General features: G+C 48.3%; 20 protein-coding genes and 1 tRNA gene. 17 read left to right on the plus strand and 4 right to left on the minus strand.

Features of this window, described 5'->3' with window-relative positions:
* The first annotated feature begins 5 nt into the window (after positions 1 to 5).
* The 14 genes from ptsP to CWC22_RS04935 all read left to right on the plus strand — a co-directional run bounded on the left by ptsP (position 6) and on the right by CWC22_RS04935 (position 13,701).
* Positions 6 to 2,285, plus strand: a complete 2,280-nt coding sequence (ptsP, locus tag CWC22_RS04870) for a phosphoenolpyruvate--protein phosphotransferase (protein ID WP_138538943.1) — start codon at positions 6 to 8, stop codon at positions 2,283 to 2,285.
* 66 nt (positions 2,286 to 2,351) lie between these two features.
* Positions 2,352 to 3,164 (plus strand): sulfite exporter TauE/SafE family protein, encoded by an 813-nt coding sequence (locus CWC22_RS04875; protein ID WP_125562144.1) that lies wholly within the window; start codon positions 2,352 to 2,354, stop codon positions 3,162 to 3,164.
* Between the two features lie 9 nt (positions 3,165 to 3,173).
* Positions 3,174 to 3,968: a prolipoprotein diacylglyceryl transferase gene (lgt, locus tag CWC22_RS04880; RefSeq protein WP_138538942.1), complete on the plus strand. Its 795-nt coding sequence runs from the start codon at positions 3,174 to 3,176 to the stop codon at positions 3,966 to 3,968.
* 152 nt (positions 3,969 to 4,120) lie between these two features.
* On the plus strand, positions 4,121 to 4,954 hold the full coding sequence (locus CWC22_RS04885) for a thymidylate synthase (RefSeq protein WP_125562140.1): 834 nt from the start codon (positions 4,121 to 4,123) through the stop codon (positions 4,952 to 4,954).
* A gap of 69 nt (positions 4,955 to 5,023) precedes the next feature.
* A complete protein-coding gene (locus CWC22_RS04890; protein WP_138538941.1) occupies positions 5,024 to 5,638 on the plus strand; it encodes a hypothetical protein in 615 nt (204 codons plus the stop codon).
* 237 nt (positions 5,639 to 5,875) lie between these two features.
* Positions 5,876 to 6,448: a DUF4402 domain-containing protein gene (locus CWC22_RS04895; RefSeq protein WP_228553458.1), complete on the plus strand. Its 573-nt coding sequence runs from the start codon at positions 5,876 to 5,878 to the stop codon at positions 6,446 to 6,448.
* Between the two features lie 35 nt (positions 6,449 to 6,483).
* Entirely contained in the window at positions 6,484 to 6,939 is a 456-nt protein-coding gene (locus tag CWC22_RS04900) for a DUF4402 domain-containing protein (protein WP_138538940.1), read from the plus strand.
* A gap of 63 nt (positions 6,940 to 7,002) precedes the next feature.
* Positions 7,003 to 7,815, plus strand: a complete 813-nt coding sequence (locus CWC22_RS04905; RefSeq protein ID WP_138538939.1) for a molecular chaperone — start codon at positions 7,003 to 7,005, stop codon at positions 7,813 to 7,815.
* 14 nt (positions 7,816 to 7,829) lie between these two features.
* Complete coding sequence (locus CWC22_RS04910; protein WP_138538938.1) at positions 7,830 to 10,805, plus strand: carboxypeptidase regulatory-like domain-containing protein; 2,976 nt, start codon at positions 7,830 to 7,832, stop codon at positions 10,803 to 10,805.
* Between the two features lie 12 nt (positions 10,806 to 10,817).
* Complete coding sequence (locus CWC22_RS04915; protein WP_138538937.1) at positions 10,818 to 11,504, plus strand: SPOR domain-containing protein; 687 nt, start codon at positions 10,818 to 10,820, stop codon at positions 11,502 to 11,504.
* Positions 11,505 to 11,572: 68 nt separating this feature from the next.
* Positions 11,573 to 12,169 carry a FlgO family outer membrane protein gene (locus tag CWC22_RS04920; RefSeq protein WP_125562125.1) on the plus strand — a complete coding sequence of 199 codons (597 nt, stop codon included), beginning with the start codon at positions 11,573 to 11,575 and terminating at the stop codon, positions 12,167 to 12,169.
* A gap of 11 nt (positions 12,170 to 12,180) precedes the next feature.
* Positions 12,181 to 12,834, plus strand: coding sequence for a FlgO family outer membrane protein (locus CWC22_RS04925; RefSeq protein WP_138538936.1), 654 nt, complete (start codon positions 12,181 to 12,183; stop codon positions 12,832 to 12,834).
* Positions 12,835 to 12,836: 2 nt separating this feature from the next.
* Complete coding sequence (locus CWC22_RS04930) at positions 12,837 to 13,496, plus strand: FlgO family outer membrane protein (protein ID WP_138538935.1); 660 nt, start codon at positions 12,837 to 12,839, stop codon at positions 13,494 to 13,496.
* 130 nt (positions 13,497 to 13,626) lie between these two features.
* A tRNA-Arg gene (locus CWC22_RS04935) sits at positions 13,627 to 13,701 on the plus strand.
* A gap of 131 nt (positions 13,702 to 13,832) precedes the next feature.
* Here CWC22_RS04935 and CWC22_RS04940 read toward each other — a convergent pair.
* Positions 13,833 to 15,023 carry a flagellar assembly protein T N-terminal domain-containing protein gene (locus CWC22_RS04940; protein WP_010386768.1) on the minus strand — a complete coding sequence of 397 codons (1,191 nt, stop codon included), beginning with the start codon at positions 15,021 to 15,023 and terminating at the stop codon, positions 13,833 to 13,835.
* 135 nt (positions 15,024 to 15,158) lie between these two features.
* Between CWC22_RS04940 and CWC22_RS04945 the strand changes: the two genes are divergently transcribed.
* From CWC22_RS04945 to CWC22_RS04955, 3 genes are all read left to right on the plus strand, one after another.
* Positions 15,159 to 15,653: an LPP20 family lipoprotein gene (locus tag CWC22_RS04945; protein ID WP_125562116.1), complete on the plus strand. Its 495-nt coding sequence runs from the start codon at positions 15,159 to 15,161 to the stop codon at positions 15,651 to 15,653.
* Positions 15,654 to 15,784: 131 nt separating this feature from the next.
* Positions 15,785 to 16,276, plus strand: a complete 492-nt coding sequence (locus tag CWC22_RS04950; RefSeq protein ID WP_138538934.1) for an ImmA/IrrE family metallo-endopeptidase — start codon at positions 15,785 to 15,787, stop codon at positions 16,274 to 16,276.
* Positions 16,276 to 16,617, plus strand: a complete 342-nt coding sequence (locus CWC22_RS04955; protein ID WP_125562112.1) for a hypothetical protein — start codon at positions 16,276 to 16,278, stop codon at positions 16,615 to 16,617. The genes CWC22_RS04950 and CWC22_RS04955 overlap by 1 nt, the downstream gene beginning before the upstream one ends.
* A gap of 23 nt (positions 16,618 to 16,640) precedes the next feature.
* On the opposite strand, the gene flgN is transcribed toward CWC22_RS04955, so the two are convergent.
* The 3 genes from flgN to flgA all read right to left on the minus strand — a co-directional run bounded on the left by flgN (position 16,641) and on the right by flgA (position 18,185).
* Positions 16,641 to 17,069 (minus strand): flagellar protein FlgN, encoded by a 429-nt coding sequence (flgN, locus tag CWC22_RS04960; RefSeq protein ID WP_125562110.1) that lies wholly within the window; start codon positions 17,067 to 17,069, stop codon positions 16,641 to 16,643.
* A gap of 7 nt (positions 17,070 to 17,076) precedes the next feature.
* On the minus strand, positions 17,077 to 17,400 hold the full coding sequence (gene flgM / locus CWC22_RS04965) for a flagellar biosynthesis anti-sigma factor FlgM (RefSeq protein WP_049864732.1): 324 nt from the start codon (positions 17,398 to 17,400) through the stop codon (positions 17,077 to 17,079).
* A gap of 71 nt (positions 17,401 to 17,471) precedes the next feature.
* Entirely contained in the window at positions 17,472 to 18,185 is a 714-nt protein-coding gene (gene flgA, locus CWC22_RS04970) for a flagellar basal body P-ring formation chaperone FlgA (RefSeq protein ID WP_138538933.1), read from the minus strand.
* Positions 18,186 to 18,285: the final 100 nt, after the last annotated feature.

An 18,285-nucleotide genomic window follows, 5' to 3' on the forward strand; every position in this document is an offset into this window, starting at 1 on the left:
CAGGTGTGTTAGCAACATTACGAACCATCGCGGAGGTAGTCTCACAGCAGGATAACCTCGAAACGGCCTTATCTCGCTTTGTGATGATGGTTAAGGAAGCAATGCACACTGAGTGTTGTTCCGTTTACTTTGCCGATTATAGTCAGGACAACTTTGTACTGATGGCCAGTGACGGCCTCAATCCGGACGCCGTTGGCCAATTTCGGGTCGGCTTTACAGAGGGTCTGGTTGGGTTGGTTGCCCAGCGTGAAGAGCCCATCAATATCGCGCATGCCCAGAGTCACCCCAGATTCAAATTACACGCCGAGGTGCACGAAGAGGGCTACAATGCCTTTTTGTCTGTACCTGTTGTGCATCAACGAAAAGTGCTGGGCGTGATTGTAGTTCAGCAACGAGAAGAGCGCGTCTTCAGCCATGATGAGGAGTCCTTCTTAATTACACTGTCTGCCCAGCTGGCCTCACAACTTGCGCAGGTGGAATTACAATCTGTCCTGAAGCAGGATGCTTCCAGTCATAAAACATCGGTGCTTAAAGGGGTTGCAAGTGCGCCTGGTATTGCCCTGGGTGAAGCCTTTGTCGTTATCCCTAAACTCGACTTTGCCAGTATTGAATCTCAGCAGTGTGAGCAAATACATCAGCAGCGACAATTATTCCAGCAGGCGGTTGCTGCGACCCGACAAGAGTTTCATGTGCTGAAAAATACTCTCAGCGATTCGTTACCCAAAGAAGCTCTGGCTGTGTTTGAAGTGTATCAGCAACTGCTGGATGCCCGCAGTCTGGGGCAGCGTGTTGAACAGCAACTGGAGCAGGGGTGGAATGCTAAATCTGCGCTAAAGCATGTGATTACTGAGCTGGTGACGCAGTTTGAAGCCATGTCTGATCCATACATACGAGAGCGGGCGGTCGATGTTCGAGATCTGGGGCTCAGAGTTCTGCATCACCTGGTCAGCACCGAGAGCATGGTTAAGAGCTACCCGGATAACACCATTTTAATTGCCAATGAACTGACACCCGCGATGCTGGCCGAGGTCCCTAAAAACAAACTCAAAGGGGTCATCAGTGTGCACGGTTCGGCAAACTCACATGCCTCCATTTTGACTCGGGCAATGGGGATCCCTGCTATTTGGGGGATTGAAGACATACCCTTGTTGCAGTTCGATGGCAAAGATATGATCCTCGACGCCTACGCCGGGCGTGTTTATATTTCGCCTTCCGACGTGTTACGTAATGAGTACTCCGCACTCAAGCTCAAAGAGGGCCAGCTACACGACAAATTTGAAGCTGAACACCATTTATCCTCTGTCACTGCGGATGGTGAACGCATCAGCCTGTTGCTCAATGCCGGCCTGGACTTATCGACCGAGCATCTCAGTGCTAAGTACTGTGATGGTGTGGGCTTGTATCGTACCGAAGCCTGGTTTATGCAGCGTGGACAATTCCCTTCTCAGGCTGAGCAGGAGAGCTGGTATCGCGATGTGCTGGCTCGTTATCATCCTGAGCCTGTCATTATGCGTACGTTGGATATAGGGGGCGATAAGGTACTGGACTACTTTAATATCAATGAAGATAACCCCTTTCTTGGCTGGCGAGGGATCCGGGTTACGCTTGATCATCCAGAGCTGTTTTTAGATCAACTCAAGGCCATGCTTAAAGCCAATGCGGGCCTGGGCAATTTACGTATTATGCTGCCTATGGTTAGCCATACCGAGGAAGTTGATGAAGCTCTGGGTCTGCTGGAACAGGCCTACTTTGAACTACAAGAAGAATGGGCCGACCAATTTTATACCATAGATAAACCCGACATCGGCGTGATGCTTGAAGTGCCATCGAGTATCTTTTTATTGCCTGAATGGGCTGAAAAAGTCGATTTTTGCTCGGTGGGTAGCAATGATTTAACGCAATACCTGCTGGCGGTAGACAGGGCCAATGCACAGGTGGCTGAGTTGTTTGAGCCTTATCATCCCAGTGTGCTGCGGGTACTGAAAAAAATTGCCGATGACTGTCAGCAGCTAGAGCTACCATTTAGTTTGTGTGGTGAGCTGGGTGGTGAGCCGGAAGGTGCCATCTTACTTGTGGCAATGGGATTTCGTCGTCTTAGTATGAATATTTCCTCCCTGAATAAGATAAAGTGGACACTGCGCCGGCTTGCGGTAAAAGATATGGAAGCCTTGCTCACTCAGTGCCTTATGGCATCCAGTGCCAAACAGGTTCACCGTCTATTACGTGAATTTCTGATAGCGCATGGGCTAAGTGAGTTACTTTATACCAAAAGTGATACTGTCTGAACCGCGACTGGAGGCGTTCGCTCAGATACGTTACTATAACGCGCCCATAATAATAAGAGCGTCTTTATGACAATCAGTGTGTTACTCATTTTGAGCTGCGCCTTGCTTGGCTGTGTGGTTGGTTTCCTTGCAGGGTTATTAGGCATTGGCGGCGGTTTGATCATCGTCCCGGTACTGTCGGCAATTTTATTGTATTTCGAGGTACTGGCTAATGAACATGTGATTGTTGTGGCCATTGCGACGTCTTTGGCGTCAATATTATTTACGTCAACCTCCTCCGCGCTGGCGCACCACCGAAATCACAATGTGCCCTGGGAGATTGCGCCCTGGGTGATGACGGGCGTGGCTCTGGGCGCTTTAGTCAGTGGCTTTATGGTTTCACTGATCCCGGTGCACTGGGTAAAGTGGACGTTTGTCATTTCAGTGTTGCTTATTGCCGTTAAAATGGTCTTCAGTTCTCAATCATCAGCCCCTGAAAAGCCGCGCGATTTGCCGCCTGGCCCGGTTTTAACCGCTATCACCACCCTGATGGGCGCTTTGTCCGCGATGATAGGGATTGGCGGTGGCGTATTGATTGTGCCACTGTTGAGCTACTTTTCTGTGGATATGCGCAGAGCGATAGGCTGCGGGGCAGTCAGTGGGATTGTGATTGCCTTATTTGGCTCTGTTGGCTATGTCGTGTCGGGTGGACAGGCATTGAAATTAACAGACGGGTTTGCCGGTTTTGTGTATTTGCCGGCATTATTTGGTATTGTGCTGACATCCTGGTTTGTCGCGCCAATGGGCGCCAAAGCAACGCACTATCTGCCGGTGCCAGTGATTAAGAAAGTGTTCGCGTTACTGCTCGTGGTGATTGCGGGAAAAATGTTATTTTATTGAGGGAAAGCGATGGCTTTGCAGTTTCCAGAAATCGATCCAATTATCTTTTCGATTGGACCCCTGAGTGTGCGCTGGTATGGCGTGATGTATTTAATCGGTTTTGCGTTTGCCATGTGGTGGGCGAATAAAGAAGCCGATAAGCCCAATTCGGGTTGGACTAAAGATGAAGTCAGTGACTTGCTATTTTATGGCATGTTGGGGGTTATCCTGGGTGGACGAATTGGCTACGTATTTTTCTACCAGTTCAACCTCTTCCTTGAAAACCCGATGTACCTGCTGCGCATCGATCAGGGTGGCATGTCCTTCCATGGCGGCGCATTGGGTGTCATTGCAGGTATATTTATCTTTGCATGGCGATTTAAGAAGTCACCGTTGGCCGTGGGCGACTTTGTAGTACCTATGGTCCCTGTGGGCCTGTTGGCCGGGCGTATTGGTAACTTCATCAATGGTGAGTTGTGGGGTCGCCCCACAGATGTGCCCTGGGCGGTGGTTTTCCCGACAGGCGGCCCGCTTGCTCGTCACCCGTCGCAACTCTACGAAGCCTTTTTGGAAGGCTTGGTGTTATTCATCATGCTGATTTGGTATCGCAAGCAGCCGCGTCCGGCTGGCAGTATTGCTGGTTTGTTCCTGGTTGGCTACGGTACATTCCGCTTTATCGTTGAGTACTTCCGTGAACCGGATGCGCATATTGGCTTGTATGCTGGCATGATTTCTCAAGGTCAAATTTTATCCTTACCTATGGTGATAGGTGGCCTTGGCTTGATGCTTTGGAGCCACAAGCGCACCTCGACAGCGAGCGCTTAAACTACTTCGGGACCCCGAGCTCGGGGTCCCTGTCTGCCTTGCAATAAATCCCACCGTGAATTAGTTACCCCGGCGTGCGAACGTAGTATACTTTTGTACCAGACAAACCCCTTGTGTAGGGTCAATAGAGAGATCATTTTGAGGAGTAAAGCATGAAAGTGTATTTGGAGTTGTTGCGAGATGTATTAGAAAACGGCACCCAGAAAGGGGACCGAACTGGTACAGGTACGCGCTCCGTATTTGGCCGTCAGATCCGTCATAACCTCCAGGATGGTTTTCCGTTGCTGACCACCAAAAAGTTGCACTTTAAGAGTATTGCCAATGAGTTGATCTGGTTCTTAAAAGGGGATACCAATAAAACTTGGTTGAATGAAAACGGCGTTAAAATCTGGGATGAATGGGCGCTGGAAAACGGAGATCTGGGCCCGATTTATGGTAAGCAGTGGACGGCGTGGCCGACCAAAGAAGGTGGTGAGATTAACCAGATTGACTATGTTGTTGATACATTGAAAAACAACCCGAATAGCCGCCGTATTTTATTTCATGGCTGGAATGTTGAGTATCTGCCTGATGAGTCTATGAGTCCACAGGAGAACGTAGAGGCTGGTCGTATGGCGTTGCCACCTTGCCACTTGCTTTATCAGTTCTATGTGGCAGATGGCAAATTATCCGGCCAACTGTACATCCGCAGCTCAGATATCTTCCTGGGACTGCCGTATAACATCGCCAGTTTGTCTCTGCTGGTGCATATGCTGGCGCAGCAATGCGACCTAGAACCTGGAGAAGTGATTGTGAGCTTTGGTGATTTGCATGCCTACTCAAACCATATGGCGCAGATTGAGCAGCAGTTACAGCGAGAGCCGAAAGGCCTGCCGACGCTAAATATCCTGCGTAAGCCAGACTCTATCTATGATTACCGTTTCGAAGATTTTGCAATAGAGGGGTATGATGCTGACCCTAACATTAAAGCGCCTGTTGCAATTTAAGGTACTAAAGACGTAATATGTTGTAGGCGGCCAGTGAAGGCCGCTTGTTTTAGAAGGAGCACGACATCGATGTTGATCCATTCCGGCATGTGTCATCGACGCACCACAACGCGTGCGATAATGTATGCGATATTACTTGCAGTCACTGTGCTCTTATCTGCTTGCAGTTCAAACCCATCACCGGATGAAGAGGCCGAGGCGCTAGCCCGGGCTGAATTAATCAAAACCTACAATCAGCACAAAGCTAGTATTGAACGAGTGGCTAAGATGGAGCAGGACCTGACTCAGCTGCTGACTTTGTTATCTGATTCCAGTGGGATTAAGCCAATTGAAGAAAAGCTGACTCAGTCAGAAAAGCCTGTTACTACCCACCGGGTGGAGCCGACAGCGGTCACGAATACCTTTGCTACATCGGGACATAGTCAGTATGTGGTGCAATTTGGTCGTCATCTGCTAGATACGCGTGCACAGGCACAGAATCAACGGATCAAGATATCTCTTTCACTCATACAAAGTTATTATCCTGAGATATTTAATACTGTTACAGTTTATTCACAAACACCTGCGCAAAATGGCTCCCAGTTCTTCCTTACACAGGCTTCGGGGTTTGGGTCAGAGCAGGAAAGTATCTTGTTTTGTCGTTTAATTAAGGCCAGTGGCCAACCCTGTAAATTAGTTAACTAACTAAAAACACTTGAAATAAAGTTGGAAGTTTTATATTTAGTCACGATATATTAGACATCTGAGTAGTGTTTTTATTCAAATTGAGCACCTTTCTACCCAAGGGCGTTCGATTAATGATAAATAATCACTATAAAGTTGTAGTTTTACGTGTTTGGTGACCATGCACTGTGCACGAAATTTGTTGGCCGATTACGGATACGGCTATTTGATAAAAAGGACCTACTGATGGAAAAGTTAATGAAAAAGTACTCTCTACTCTCAATCCTGGCTGCAATGCCGGTACTGACTACTGCACAGCCTGCGGAGTTTAAAGCGTCAGTAACAGTAAAAAATGTTTTCACTTTTGAAAATACTGAGCCGCTGAGCTTTGGTACGATCCGTGCCAGTGGTGATGTGGGTGGTGTAGAAACGGCTACTTTGATTATTTCTGCCAATCCCAATACGGCACCACGAGCCGCTTCAACTGACGTGTCAAAAGCCGAAATTGCGATTCTGGAGCCAGGTACTCCTGCTAAGTTTACTGTTGATGGTGTCGCACCCTATGCCTCTTTGACCATTACCAACCCGACTGAGACGGATGTGTTGCCACAAAGTTTGCCACCAGGTACACCAAGCTTCAAGTTGAGCGCTTTTACTTATTATGTAACTTCTGGCACCACCCCCGCTGCTGCAACGACTACGCTTCAGGCTGATGCCGACGGTAAAATCGCCTTTAATGTGGGCGCGACGCTTACGACAGAAAGCGCGGATAAGGGCAATTACCTTGATGGTCAATATGAAGGCACTTTTAACGTAGAGCTAAGCTACTAGTGTGTATAGGCGGGCAAGGTGTCCGCTGGTCTCCTATGAAAATGCTGGCTGTGCTTTTGGGCTTGTTCTGCAGCTGGAGCGGTCAGGCCAATATTGTACGTAATGCGGATCTGAGTTTTGGCACTATAATCGTGGCAGACCCCAGTGTTGCGAGCAGTGTTGTGGTGTCACCAGGCGGTGGCACAAGCTCATCGGGCAGCATTCATGTGATCAAAAAAGGACACCCGGCTGAACTTCTGCTGGAATCGTTTCCTGCGGGTGTTTATCTGAATATATCGACTGATTTGCTCAATGATCAGTTAGCGCATAGTAACCTCATCACCGAGGGAAAACTGAGTGTGACTAAATTACATCATCCTGCCAGGGTATTCACTGACCGGGATGGCCGCGCCCGCCTGTTAATTGGCGGTACGTTACAAAGTCAGGGGTCAGCAGCGCTTTATGTCGATGGTCAATATGCAACTACAGTCAGTGTCGAAGTAAGCTATTGACTTAGCTAATAGCTGGGAAACACCGGTACTCGCCTCTATGAGCAGTAAAATAGGCAAATTTCAATGAAGTATATTACCCACGTCGTGTTGTTCGCAATACTGTCTTGGACAGCACAAGTTTACGCGAATTTATTGATTTCACCCACTCGGGTTGTCTTTGATAAGCGTCAGCGCAGTGCTAAGGTGTTTCTGATCAACAGTAGTCAGGAATATAAAACCTATCGTTTGAGTTTTAAAGAAAAAATGGCGTTGCCACAAGGTGGCTACACAGATGTGTCTGAGCAGGAAAATCCCATGCGCCTGAGTGGGTTGCTCAGAATGACACCGAAACAGGTTCGTCTTGCGCCAGGTGAGCGTCAGGTCGTTAAGCTGGCGTTGCGCCGCCAAAGAAACATGGCTGTGGGAGAGTATCGCTCGCACCTGTTCTTTCAGGCATTACCTGAGAAAAAAGATCTGGATCAGGAAGGGGTAGGGATCAGGCTTAATATGATCATGAGTTACAGCATTCCGCTGCTCTACCGTCAGTCCGCATCCACACCTCAAGTGTCTATTGATGAAGCCACTCTGAGCCGTGGCCAGACGGGTCAATTAGAAACGGTCAATCTGACTTTGTCACGCAAGGGAGGTGCGAGTCCCTTTGGCGGAGTGCGCGTTTTCTGGCGTGCCCAAAGTGGAGCAAACTGGGAGGAGGCTGCACTGGTTAACAGCTTCAGTATTTACCCGGAACTTAGTCAGGCACAATTGCAGCTGAAACTGCTGGAACCGAGCATGTTCCAGGGAGTGCGCTCCGGGCAGTTAAAAGTGGTTTATACAGGCAGTGATGAATATCAAGGACAGTCATTTGCTGAGCGCATTTTCTCTATTACTGTGCCCTGAATACAGGCTGGTTAATGGCTAGAATCGCACCATGCGTGGTATTCGCTTTGATTTGCGCAAGTACAATGCCAGCACATGGGACCTCACAACAGGATTTCTCTGAGGTTCTCAATACGCTGCAACGCATACAGGCAAAACTGTCGCAGTCACAGGCCAGTCTGACGGTGAATAATCAGCCTGAGCAGGCCGGGATCCCGGAAGGTGAAGACCTGTTCTTGTCTGTTTATGCTGACGGGGTGTATCTGGGTGAGGTGTTTGCGGTCAAAAGTAAGCGCGATGCGCAAGTCGAATTACGCAGCTTGTTTGCCGTGCTGGACTTTGCCATCAGCGATGACAATCAGCCTGACTATTTTACCGGCTGGTACCTTAGCCCTGAGCGTACTTTTTTACTTGATAGTGCGCAAAAACGAGCCAGGGTCAACGAGCAGGAATATCGGTTTTCGGAGCAGGATATTTCCCATGTACAGGGCGAAGTCTTCGTTGAGTCTGCGCTGATTGCAGACTGGTTTGGGTTGCATCTTCAGTTCAACTATAGCGACCAAAGATTGTTGGTACAGTCTCCTTTGCCGTTGCCTGCTTTGGAGCGTCAGGCACGAGCTAATCGCAAGGTTGCACAGTATAACGTCGGCTCAGCTTCTAGACTCGCCTGGAAACCTAACCCTTACCAAATATTATCTTCTCCCTTAATGGACACGCAGTTCGGGTATCGTCGCGACAATGATGAAGATGCTTTTTATTATTCGGTGTTGGGCGCACATGACCTGGCATTCTGGAATGTAGAGTACTTTATTGCAGGCACAGAGGGAGATGCGCTGGATCAGGGTCGCTTTAAGGGGAAGAGGGAGGATGCCCAGGGGCGGTTGTTAGGTCAGGTGCAGGCCACACAGTTAGAGGTTGGTGATATTCAGGCGACCCATATTGGTACCGGGCAGTCCACCGGACAAGGTATTGGGGTGCGAGTGTCCGACAAGCCGCTGAATTCTGAAATACAGGAGCAAAGTGTCCAGATCAGTGGCTCGGTGCAGGCTGGCTGGGACGTCGAGTTGTATCACAATGATTTGTTGGTTGCGCAGCAACTCCAGATCCAAACAGGTCGTTATGATTTTGACCGTATCCCGTTGTACTTTGGTAGTAATCAATTTGAACTGGTTAAATATGGGCCACAAGGACAGGTAGAGCGTGAGCAGCGCAGCTATTTTGTTGAAGGCACCGGACTGAAAAGTGGTCAGGGCTACTTTGATGTGTCCGTCACTGACAACGGCAGTTCAATATTAAATAAAGATTTTGCCCTGACTACGCAATCAGGTCTGCATTTTCACGGTCGTTACGACCTGGGTCTGTCTGACTCCATGTCGGTCTATGCCGGTATTGCTCAGGCGCTGTCGAATGAAGCGCTTATTGAGCGCACAGTCACGACGGGTGGTACGCTAAGTCTGTGGAAAAAAATGCTCCTCAATCTGGACTTATCCCACGACAGCGAATCGCAGCACCGTGCCAGACTCAGTGCCAGAACTGAATGGGCTGGACAGGCCATCAGTGCGGGCTGGCAGACACAGCGTCGATTGCTCAACACGTCAAAAGTGAATAATGACCATCGTGATACTCGAGGGCTGTATATGCGTATGTCGGGCATGTTTAATGTCCTGAATAAGCAGCTATCTTATCAAAATCAGGTGCAATGGAATCGCTCCGATCAGGATACTGAATATACTTTGCTGACCAATCGAGTAAGTCTCTCTTTAGGTCGTGTGAATATCAGCAATCAGATGCAGTGGCAATCTAACAATGCTGCTGGCAACCACGCAACGTCGGGTCAGTTGAGATTTCAGACCCGCTTGGGGCGTATATTTGGTCGCCTGATTTTTGATTATGATTTGCACCCACACACTGAGTTGATAGCCTATGAAACGCGTTTTTATCGCAGTTTAAATGAGCAATTTAACGTTGAGTTGAGTTTCAGAGAGACGCTTGAAACTGATTATCAAAAAGGCGAACTGGGTTTGAACTGGCTGGGCGACAAAATTCGTTTGAACAGCCAGCTCAGTTATGACAGTTACGATGAATGGGAAGTGGGGATAAATGGGCAGTTTAGCTTTGGTTATCACCCTCAAAGCGAACGGCTGTTGTTCAGTCAGCGACGATTGGCCAGCAATGGTGCGGTGTTGGTCAAGGTTTATCTGGACCACAATGCCAATGGGGTGTTTGACGAGTTAGATGAAGTGGTACCCGAAGTCAGAGTGCGGGCATTACAAAACTATATGCAGGGCACCACCGACGAGCAGGGGCTGGTGTTACTCAGTGGTATGCCGGTTAATCAAAAAACCGATATGGTGATTGATACTGACAGCCTTGCGATGCCTTTTGTTACCCCTGCGATTGAAGGGATGGCGATAACACCACGGCGAGGTTATGTTGAGTATTTGGAGCTCCCTTTGGTCAACACCAGTGAAGTAGAGGGGGTCGTGTATCAACAAACCGATACTGAAAACGCCCCTGTGCCCTACGCCGATGTAACTTTGCTTGATGAACAAGGAGCTCAGATTGCACGCACCCAGGCGGCGTATGACGGATATTATGTATTCACAGATATTAAGCCGGGTCGCTATCGGGCAAAGGTTGCCAATGCGACCAAGCGCGGGCTGACGCACAGCGAGCAAGTGGAAGTGGCGTTATCACAGCAGGGGGATGTGCTGGTGGAAGTTGACTTGCAGCTTGCACCTCTGTCAACCCAGGCTATCACGGTGCTCTCTGTCGGGCGCTTTACCTCTCTGCCGGTATTAAAAACCTACGCCATGTTACTGCGTCAGCGACACCGTCAATTGATCACTGCTCCCCCATTTTATCTCTTTGACGACAAGACAGAGACTTACATGCTGGGGATTGCATTCACGCAAAATGATGTTGATACAGCGCCACTGCAACTACGTTGTAATGCATTGCAAACAACTGGTGTGCCGTGTCAGCTTGAACAAACAGAAATAAAACAATAAAGGGAGCGAGCTATGAAGTTATTACCTTATCTGGTATGGCCTTTGCTGGGCTTGGTCAGTGGGTGCGCCAGTAATGGTCAGGATGACCAGCGACTGGCCGAATTAGAGCTGCAAATCACGCAGCTGAATGCAGAAGTGCAGCAGATGAAGCACAGTATTGCGCTGTGGCAACAGGTGGCGCCGCAAGTGAATGAGTTACTGGCCATTGAGCAGGACCTTGACTTGTTAAGCACACAGTTGCAGTTGGCGCTAAATCCACAACGGACAAAGTCTGAGGTGATGGTCGCCCAAGAGAGTAAGTCGCCAGGCATCGTCGAGCAGCGCCTGACTGCGCCGACGCCACTTGTTGAAGTACCTGAAGTCTCCGTACCCGAACAAGCACCTGTCAAGGAAGCGTTCGCTGAAAAGAGGCCTACAGTGGCTGGTAAAAAAAAGGTTGAGTTTGCAGTACAACTGGCTTCTACCAGAAAGCAAAGCCAGCTAAAAACCGTGCACCAACGTCTGGTAAAAGACTATCCACCACTGCGGCAGCATCCGGTTAATGTCGAGCAAGTGGAGGTCCGTGGTCAACGGTATTTCCGGCTAAAACTTGGCGCGTTTGAAAATAAGGCGCAGGGGCAGGCATTGTGCGCTGAGCTCAGACCGTTTCACCCACAGTGTTTGTTAAGTCACTACACGGACAATCCAACCGTGTTATAACATGCCCGTAAACCGCATAATGGATCGCTTCTTGCATTTGTCTCGTCAAATAGAAAGAGGTGATCATTATGCAACTTCCTGCCGTGATAGTCGCACTGGCCCTGTCGGTGCTGCTCAGTGGCTGCGCTGGAATAATGAAAGCGCAGGAACAAGACAAGGTGGAGCAAGCGCCCCCCTTGCCGACATTACATCAGTATATGGGGCAACTTGCTGCCGCTTTGGGGGAGCACAGTCGCCCGCTTAAGCCCGGCGCCACTGTCGCAGTGACGAGCTTTTACCTTGCTGACCAGCTGGGTAATGCTGTCGCGAGCAACCAGGGCAGTGGCTTAAGCACTCAGGTTCAGGAAAGTCTGATCAGCTATGTAACGCAAATGGGGCTGGAAGTGGTAGAGTTTCGGTTGCAACGCACTTTAACTTTGTCGGAAAGTGCCGATAACCTATTAAACCGTGATATAACGCTGTTGCGTGAACGTCATAAATTTGACCTCGCGCTAACGGGCACCATCAGTGAAAGCCATGACCATTACACGATCAATGCGCGATTGATCACTATGCTTGACAGCCGCACTGCATCCGCTGCGACCATATCTGTGCCCAAAGCGGTATTGTGGGGAAATGAAAAAGCCCAAATGCGAGACGGTAAGTTACATCGCGGCCAGTATTAGTGGAGACAAAGATGAAAAAATCTGTGATAGCGCTTGTGTTACCTGCCCTTGCCTTGGTTGGGTGTGCACAACTGGGCATGACAAAGCACCAGGAAATAACAGCGGCGCCTGGCAAGTTTAGTGCTGCGGAGCAGTTTCAGGCGCACCCCAGGGGGGTGCAACAAATGACAGTATCACAACGTATGGCGGCCAAAAACGTGACGCATTACGTACAAAAGCTGATGCAAGACATGGTCAGTAATGTGAAATACATTAATGATCAGACACCAGTAGCGGTATCGAGCTTTGTCTTTTTAGATGAAGACTTTAATCATGCTACTTTGCTGGGTAATCAGATTGCTGAAAGTTTCATACACGAGCTGCATAATTTTGGCGTGCCGGTCATCGACTTTAAAACAACGGATTTTATGCGAGTCACCAAACATGGTGATTTCATTTTCAGCCGTGACTTTTTAGAGCTGTCTGACGAGTTGCCGTTTAAATACGTGCTGGCAGGCACACTGTCGCATCACCAGGGCGGGATCTTAGTCAACGCTCGGATAGTGGGCATGCAAAGCAAAATGGTGGTCGGTACAGCACAAGGGTTTTTACCTCAATCGGTGGTGAATGCACTGAGAGACGGTGCGATCCACGACGGGATCCGGTTACAAAGAGCGGGTGAGTGATTATGAAAACACGCATTTTGAGTGGCTTAACGCTGTCGGTCGTGATGTTGAGCGGCTGTCAGATGATGGGCAATCAACCTGCTTCGTCAACAGTGACGACCACAGCCATGACGCCTAAAGTGGCTAAATTTCGTGAAATAGAAGTGTTGTACGAGGCTTTGGAAGAACAGGCGCCTGAAGCTGAGCATCCGGTTGACCCTGGGTTTGTAAGCGAGCGACATCGTAAACAGGTCGCCAACTATGCATCTCAGATAGCGCTGGAGTTATCAGACTCTTTGCTGGGCGTACATCCACATTCGGTGGCGGTGACGAGCTTTGTGAGCTTTGACGATACGCTGCGAAGCAGCAACCAGTTGGGTAATCAGCTGTCTGAGAACCTGATCCATGCTTTTCAGAAGCTCGGCTATGCGGCCCTGGATTTTAAGTCGCAGCAACAGATCCAGGTCACACGTAGCGGTGATTTTGTTTTTTCTCGGGATAGCAGAGCCTTGCCGGGTAAACCCGACCCCAGTCATGTGCTCTCTGGCACGATGATTTATCGTGATAGGGGTGTTGAGGTCAATGCGCGCTTGCTAGATTTTGAGAGCCGTCTCGTGGTTGCAAGCTGCATGGTGACGATCCCTTATTTTGTGTTGGATCACGGTGCCACGGCCGCCAGATAATCTCAATCCGGCAGGGCGCGTATTACGTCACTGCCGTCCTCACTACTCATAAAAGCGTATTTAATTTTTATTAAGAATCAATCGGTTGACCAATAAGCTGAAAAGGCTTACTATTTTGGCGCAGTGTTGTGGCCCCTTAGTTAAATGGATATAACAGTCCCCTCCTAAGGGATAGTTGCAGGTTCGATTCCTGCAGGGGCCGCCAGCGTTTTTCTTTTACAAATCAACTCTGATATAGCAATCACACTTCAGTAAAAACGGCTTTAAATGGGATAGGTAATCCAAATTATCGGTGGGTTATTAACCCTCACTGTGTGTTCTATCTGAGTATCGCGCTTACAGCGCAAAGTCTTCCTGCTTTTGTACCATGACTTCCACCAAATCATTGATCTGAATATTATTCAGCGGACGTTTTGAGATGTTTTCGGCGATCGCATTTTGAGCATTCACCTGAGTGACACGGACTTGATTGAGTGTTTTGATACTTTGTGCAAAAAACTGGTTGGTTGCGCTTTGCATATCCCGGCGATGAGAGATCGTCAGCAACTGGCCTATCTCAATACCATGGTTGCTGCCCAGATTGATGACCAGCTTGCCCTGCTCGCGATGTAAAATCTTGCCTCTGCTGGGCAAACAGGACAGGGCTGAGTCCAGATCCTGTGCCACGCTGTTAAAAACGCTCTGGATCTGTTTGGCATAATTGGTACGCCAAAAGGTGTCGCTATAGACGTCAACAATCTTGGTCTTTTCGTAAGGCCAGACGCCACTGACGGCATAGTGCTTTTGCCACACTTTATCCCGGGTAAGGGCATCGAATGCGACAAAATCGATTTTAAAGCTGCGCACGTATTCCTCATCCTGCCAGAATGCGTAATCATCATTCATTTGTTCCCCGGCAGCGACGTCTGTGATCTGACTCATCAACACATACTGACTATTGCTTAACGTGGTCAAAGAGTCGATCAGTTGTTCATCATATTCAAACCGTTGAGTGAAAAAGGGCCGGGCGTTGATCGCATGATCCAGATAAGGAATGGGCTTCACCGTCAGTTTGCGTTGTGCCAGGGTATGATACAGTCGTTCACTGGTGGCCTTGGCAATGTCAAAAATTTGACCCAAGCGTGCCTGATGTGGCTGAATGAGCTGGCTTTGTGTGATGGTTACTTGTTTTGCAACAGCGGCCTGAGTGCATTGTTCCAGCTTGGGGAAAATATCTAAGTGCAACGTTACACTGACGATACCATCTTGTTTTTGCTCAGATACCAGGTTGATCTGCTGGATCTCGCCATGACTTTTAATCTTGATCTGATCTTGTGTTAACACTCCGTCAGCCAGTGTCTGGACACTGGATACGGTCGCACCGGAGAAGATCAGTGCCTGCGTAATGGCGTCCTGCACGGCTTCTTGTCGTGCTTCGGCCATATCTTCGGTGTGGGCATTGGCATAGCCTGTGACTTCAAACCACTCTGCGCTGGCCCCAAAACTGGCGGTAGCCAGTAACACACTCATAATACGCGACAATTTCATGACTTTATTACCGAACTGATTGCAAATCTCTGTTCTAACTGAGCAAGTCCCGTGCCAATGGTGTTGGCAAGGTTTGTGCATACAGAATATTTACTTGATGATACGGCCAATGGGTCACACAGAGGAGTTACCCCTATGAATCAGTTTAGAGCGCTTTGGCATCAACGGGTAGTCGGCCTGCTCAAGTCCTGTGCTGTTGCAACGGTACTGGGGCTGGCAGGATGTAGCTCTATCATAGATAAACATGTTGAATACAGCTATGTGAAACCCGACTCTTACCCGGTTCTTAAGGCCGTTGGCTATGCTCCTTTGAGTTCACAGCCAGGTAGCAGTGAGAGCGAAAAAATGTTGATGGCTATTAAGGTATCCAAACTGGAAGCTTACCGTGAGTTGGCTGAACAGGTATATGGCCACAGATTAAGTGCCAGTACAACGGTACAGGGGGCTGTGGCGCAAAATGATGGTCTACGCAGCCAAGTGCAGGGTCTTATTCGTGGTGCTAAGGTCATGAAGAGCTATGCGGTCGGGGATATTTACACCACTGAGCTGGAGCTGGATATGAAGCGTGTTTACGATTTGTATATTGGTGAGGTTAAGCCACGCAAGGTGGAACGGGTAACGTATTACTGAGCGCAGCTTAGTCAATAAAACCGGCAAATTATGTCCTTTGCTTTCAGTGTGCCTTCAATTTATACTGTTTAAATATACACACTACCTCAGCGTGACTGAGGCGAATGGTCAGGTCAATAGGAGGTTTGTCGGTGCTGGACCCGAGAAATGAAGCTCAAAAAGTGCTTAGTCGTTTATGGTGTGACAGCCAGTTTCCGGTTGATCCTGTTACTATCTGTAAGTCACTTGGGCTGGAAGTTGTTGAGATGGCGTTGCCGGATAAAGTGTCCGGGGCGTTGATCAAAGAAGCCGGCGTCGATCCTGTTATCGTGCTGCATCAGGACGATCATTTAAATCGTAAGCGGTTTAGCTGTGCCCATGAGCTGGGTCATTATATTTCTCGCATCGAATCTGACAACACAGATAAAGAATACGAATACATCGACCTCAGAGGACCGAGTGCGTCAACTGGCGAAGACGAAGAAGAAGTGTTTGCTAATCAGTTTGCGGCAAACTTGTTAATGCCCAATGAAGAAGTGAAAAGACTGCATCGTAAGAAAATCGCCCATTTTGAGATGGCCATTCACTTTGGTGTTTCTGTTGAGGCACTCAAATATAAGCTCAATGCGCTGGAGCTGTTGTAATGACACAAAGCAGGGAAGCACAAAAGGCAGAGCACTCATCACTTGCTGCACAAATTAAGCATAACTTTAAAGAAAATAAGTTTACCAATGTGGACCCCATGCAGGTTCAAAAGGTCAAAGATGCAGAGTCAGACCGTGGCCTGAAGCAGAGATACGCCTGGTGGTTTATCGGTATTCTAGTTGTTCAGTTATTCATTATGAATTTGGTACTGGTGCTGGTTGGTATGGATAAATTGCACTTTGAGGAGTGGACGCTTAACTTATATATGGCAGGGACTCTGGCCGAAGTATTTGGCGTGATCCTGGTGATCACCAAAAATTTGTTTCCCACAAAAGCATAACCTGATCAACCTGACCTAACGGATCAGGCTTTGAGGTTTTTAACCAGCTCACCCATGTTAGAGACAACACTACCATCCTGGCCATACGTCATCGAAGTTGGTGCACCAATTAAAATATCTTTAAGCTCACGCACGGTGAGTTGTGCCTGATGTGCCGCTTGTGCGTTTACGTCATTCTGTTTCTTACAGTGATATAATAACTCTTTAACCTGGTCGGTTAAGGGGACTATTTCGTCATGGCTAAACGTGCTTTGCGGATATTTGGACAGATCTTTGTCTAGTTTTTGAAGCTGATTTAAGGTCGTGAGCTTAGTGCGTGCGATTTCCTTCAGGTTGTCACCGTTGCGAGAAGCTAGCGCCTCCAACTCATCATCCAGAAGCTGGGTCAGAGCTTCCAGAAGATTAATTTGCGCTGTTAGCTGGTGGGCACACAGTGCCGTTTGATCGTCCACTTATACTCTATCCAAATAAATCGAACTCAAAGGCAGCAATATTTTTAGCCAACTTTTCACCATCTACCTGATATTTGCCTTCGGCAATGGCTTTTTTCAGCTCATCGACTTTTTTGCTGTCGAAAGAAGGTGCTTGTTGCGCTTTTTCTTGCAGCCCCTTGAGTTGTTGTGCTTGTGGCGTCAGACTCACTGAGTCGGCAGCCGCTTTTACCTGTGCTTGCGGTTTAGCAGCGGTATTACTTGCTTCATTTCTTTGTAATTCAGCACGTTGTTGCTTTGCATTTGTTGCAACATTGTTCGGCTGATTTTGACCGTTAATGTTGTTTACCATGATGATGACCCGTTAGTTAAATTGCTTCAGCCTTTATATCGGCAAGCCGTACGCTTACTTTAGCAAAAAAATCAGATTTTGACTGCTACTGAATCAACATCTTTCACCCGTGCAAGCACCGTTTTTCCTGACCTTGCATTTTTGACTCGGATTTGTTCTCCTAAGTTCCCATCCTGCAAGGCAATACCACTGGTTTTAATCATAAGTGTGCCATCACTGGCGAGGATTGTCACGTTATCTCCCTTGCAAATCATGCAAATCTGAAACATGCTAATCGGTTTGCCCTGTTGGATGCGGCGTTTGGTTTTACTGCCAACAAGCAAAGCTATATCGTCAATATTGGCAGCCCGAACAAAGTGCTTGGGTCGCATCTCGATTGTTACATCCTCTGCAGTTAATAGCACCCCTTTGTCTATCATCCGGGTACTCACTATGACAGGTAACAGTGTTTCGATTTTTACATGAACAAACTGAACCCAGGACTCGAGGTCGTCACAGCGCACCATGACCGTGACCTGGCGGTTAAATGGCGGGCTAGACTTACTGCCGACTTGCAGTGGACGCAGGCATTGACGTTCAGGGATGCGTGTATCCAGTGGCAGTGCCGACACATGTTGTTGCTCTTCTGCCTGAGTTGGCGTTGGGAGCTGCGCCGAGATAAAGTCTATTGCCAATTTTTCAATGTCTTTTGACTCATAGGTTTGACCATAAGCAAATGACGTGGCTAAAAAATATGCCACTATGGGAAAGAAATAAGCGGATAATGTAATTTTTAACAAACTCATGATGTTTCGACTATGCTTATGGGGTGAAACAAGGTATAAAGATTTTGCGTGATTTGCCTCACCGCTTCAAGGGCGACTTTGAATGGTAGAGTACAAGCAA

Source organism: Pseudoalteromonas rubra (assembly GCF_005886805.2).
Taxonomy (GTDB): domain Bacteria; phylum Pseudomonadota; class Gammaproteobacteria; order Enterobacterales; family Alteromonadaceae; genus Pseudoalteromonas; species Pseudoalteromonas rubra_D.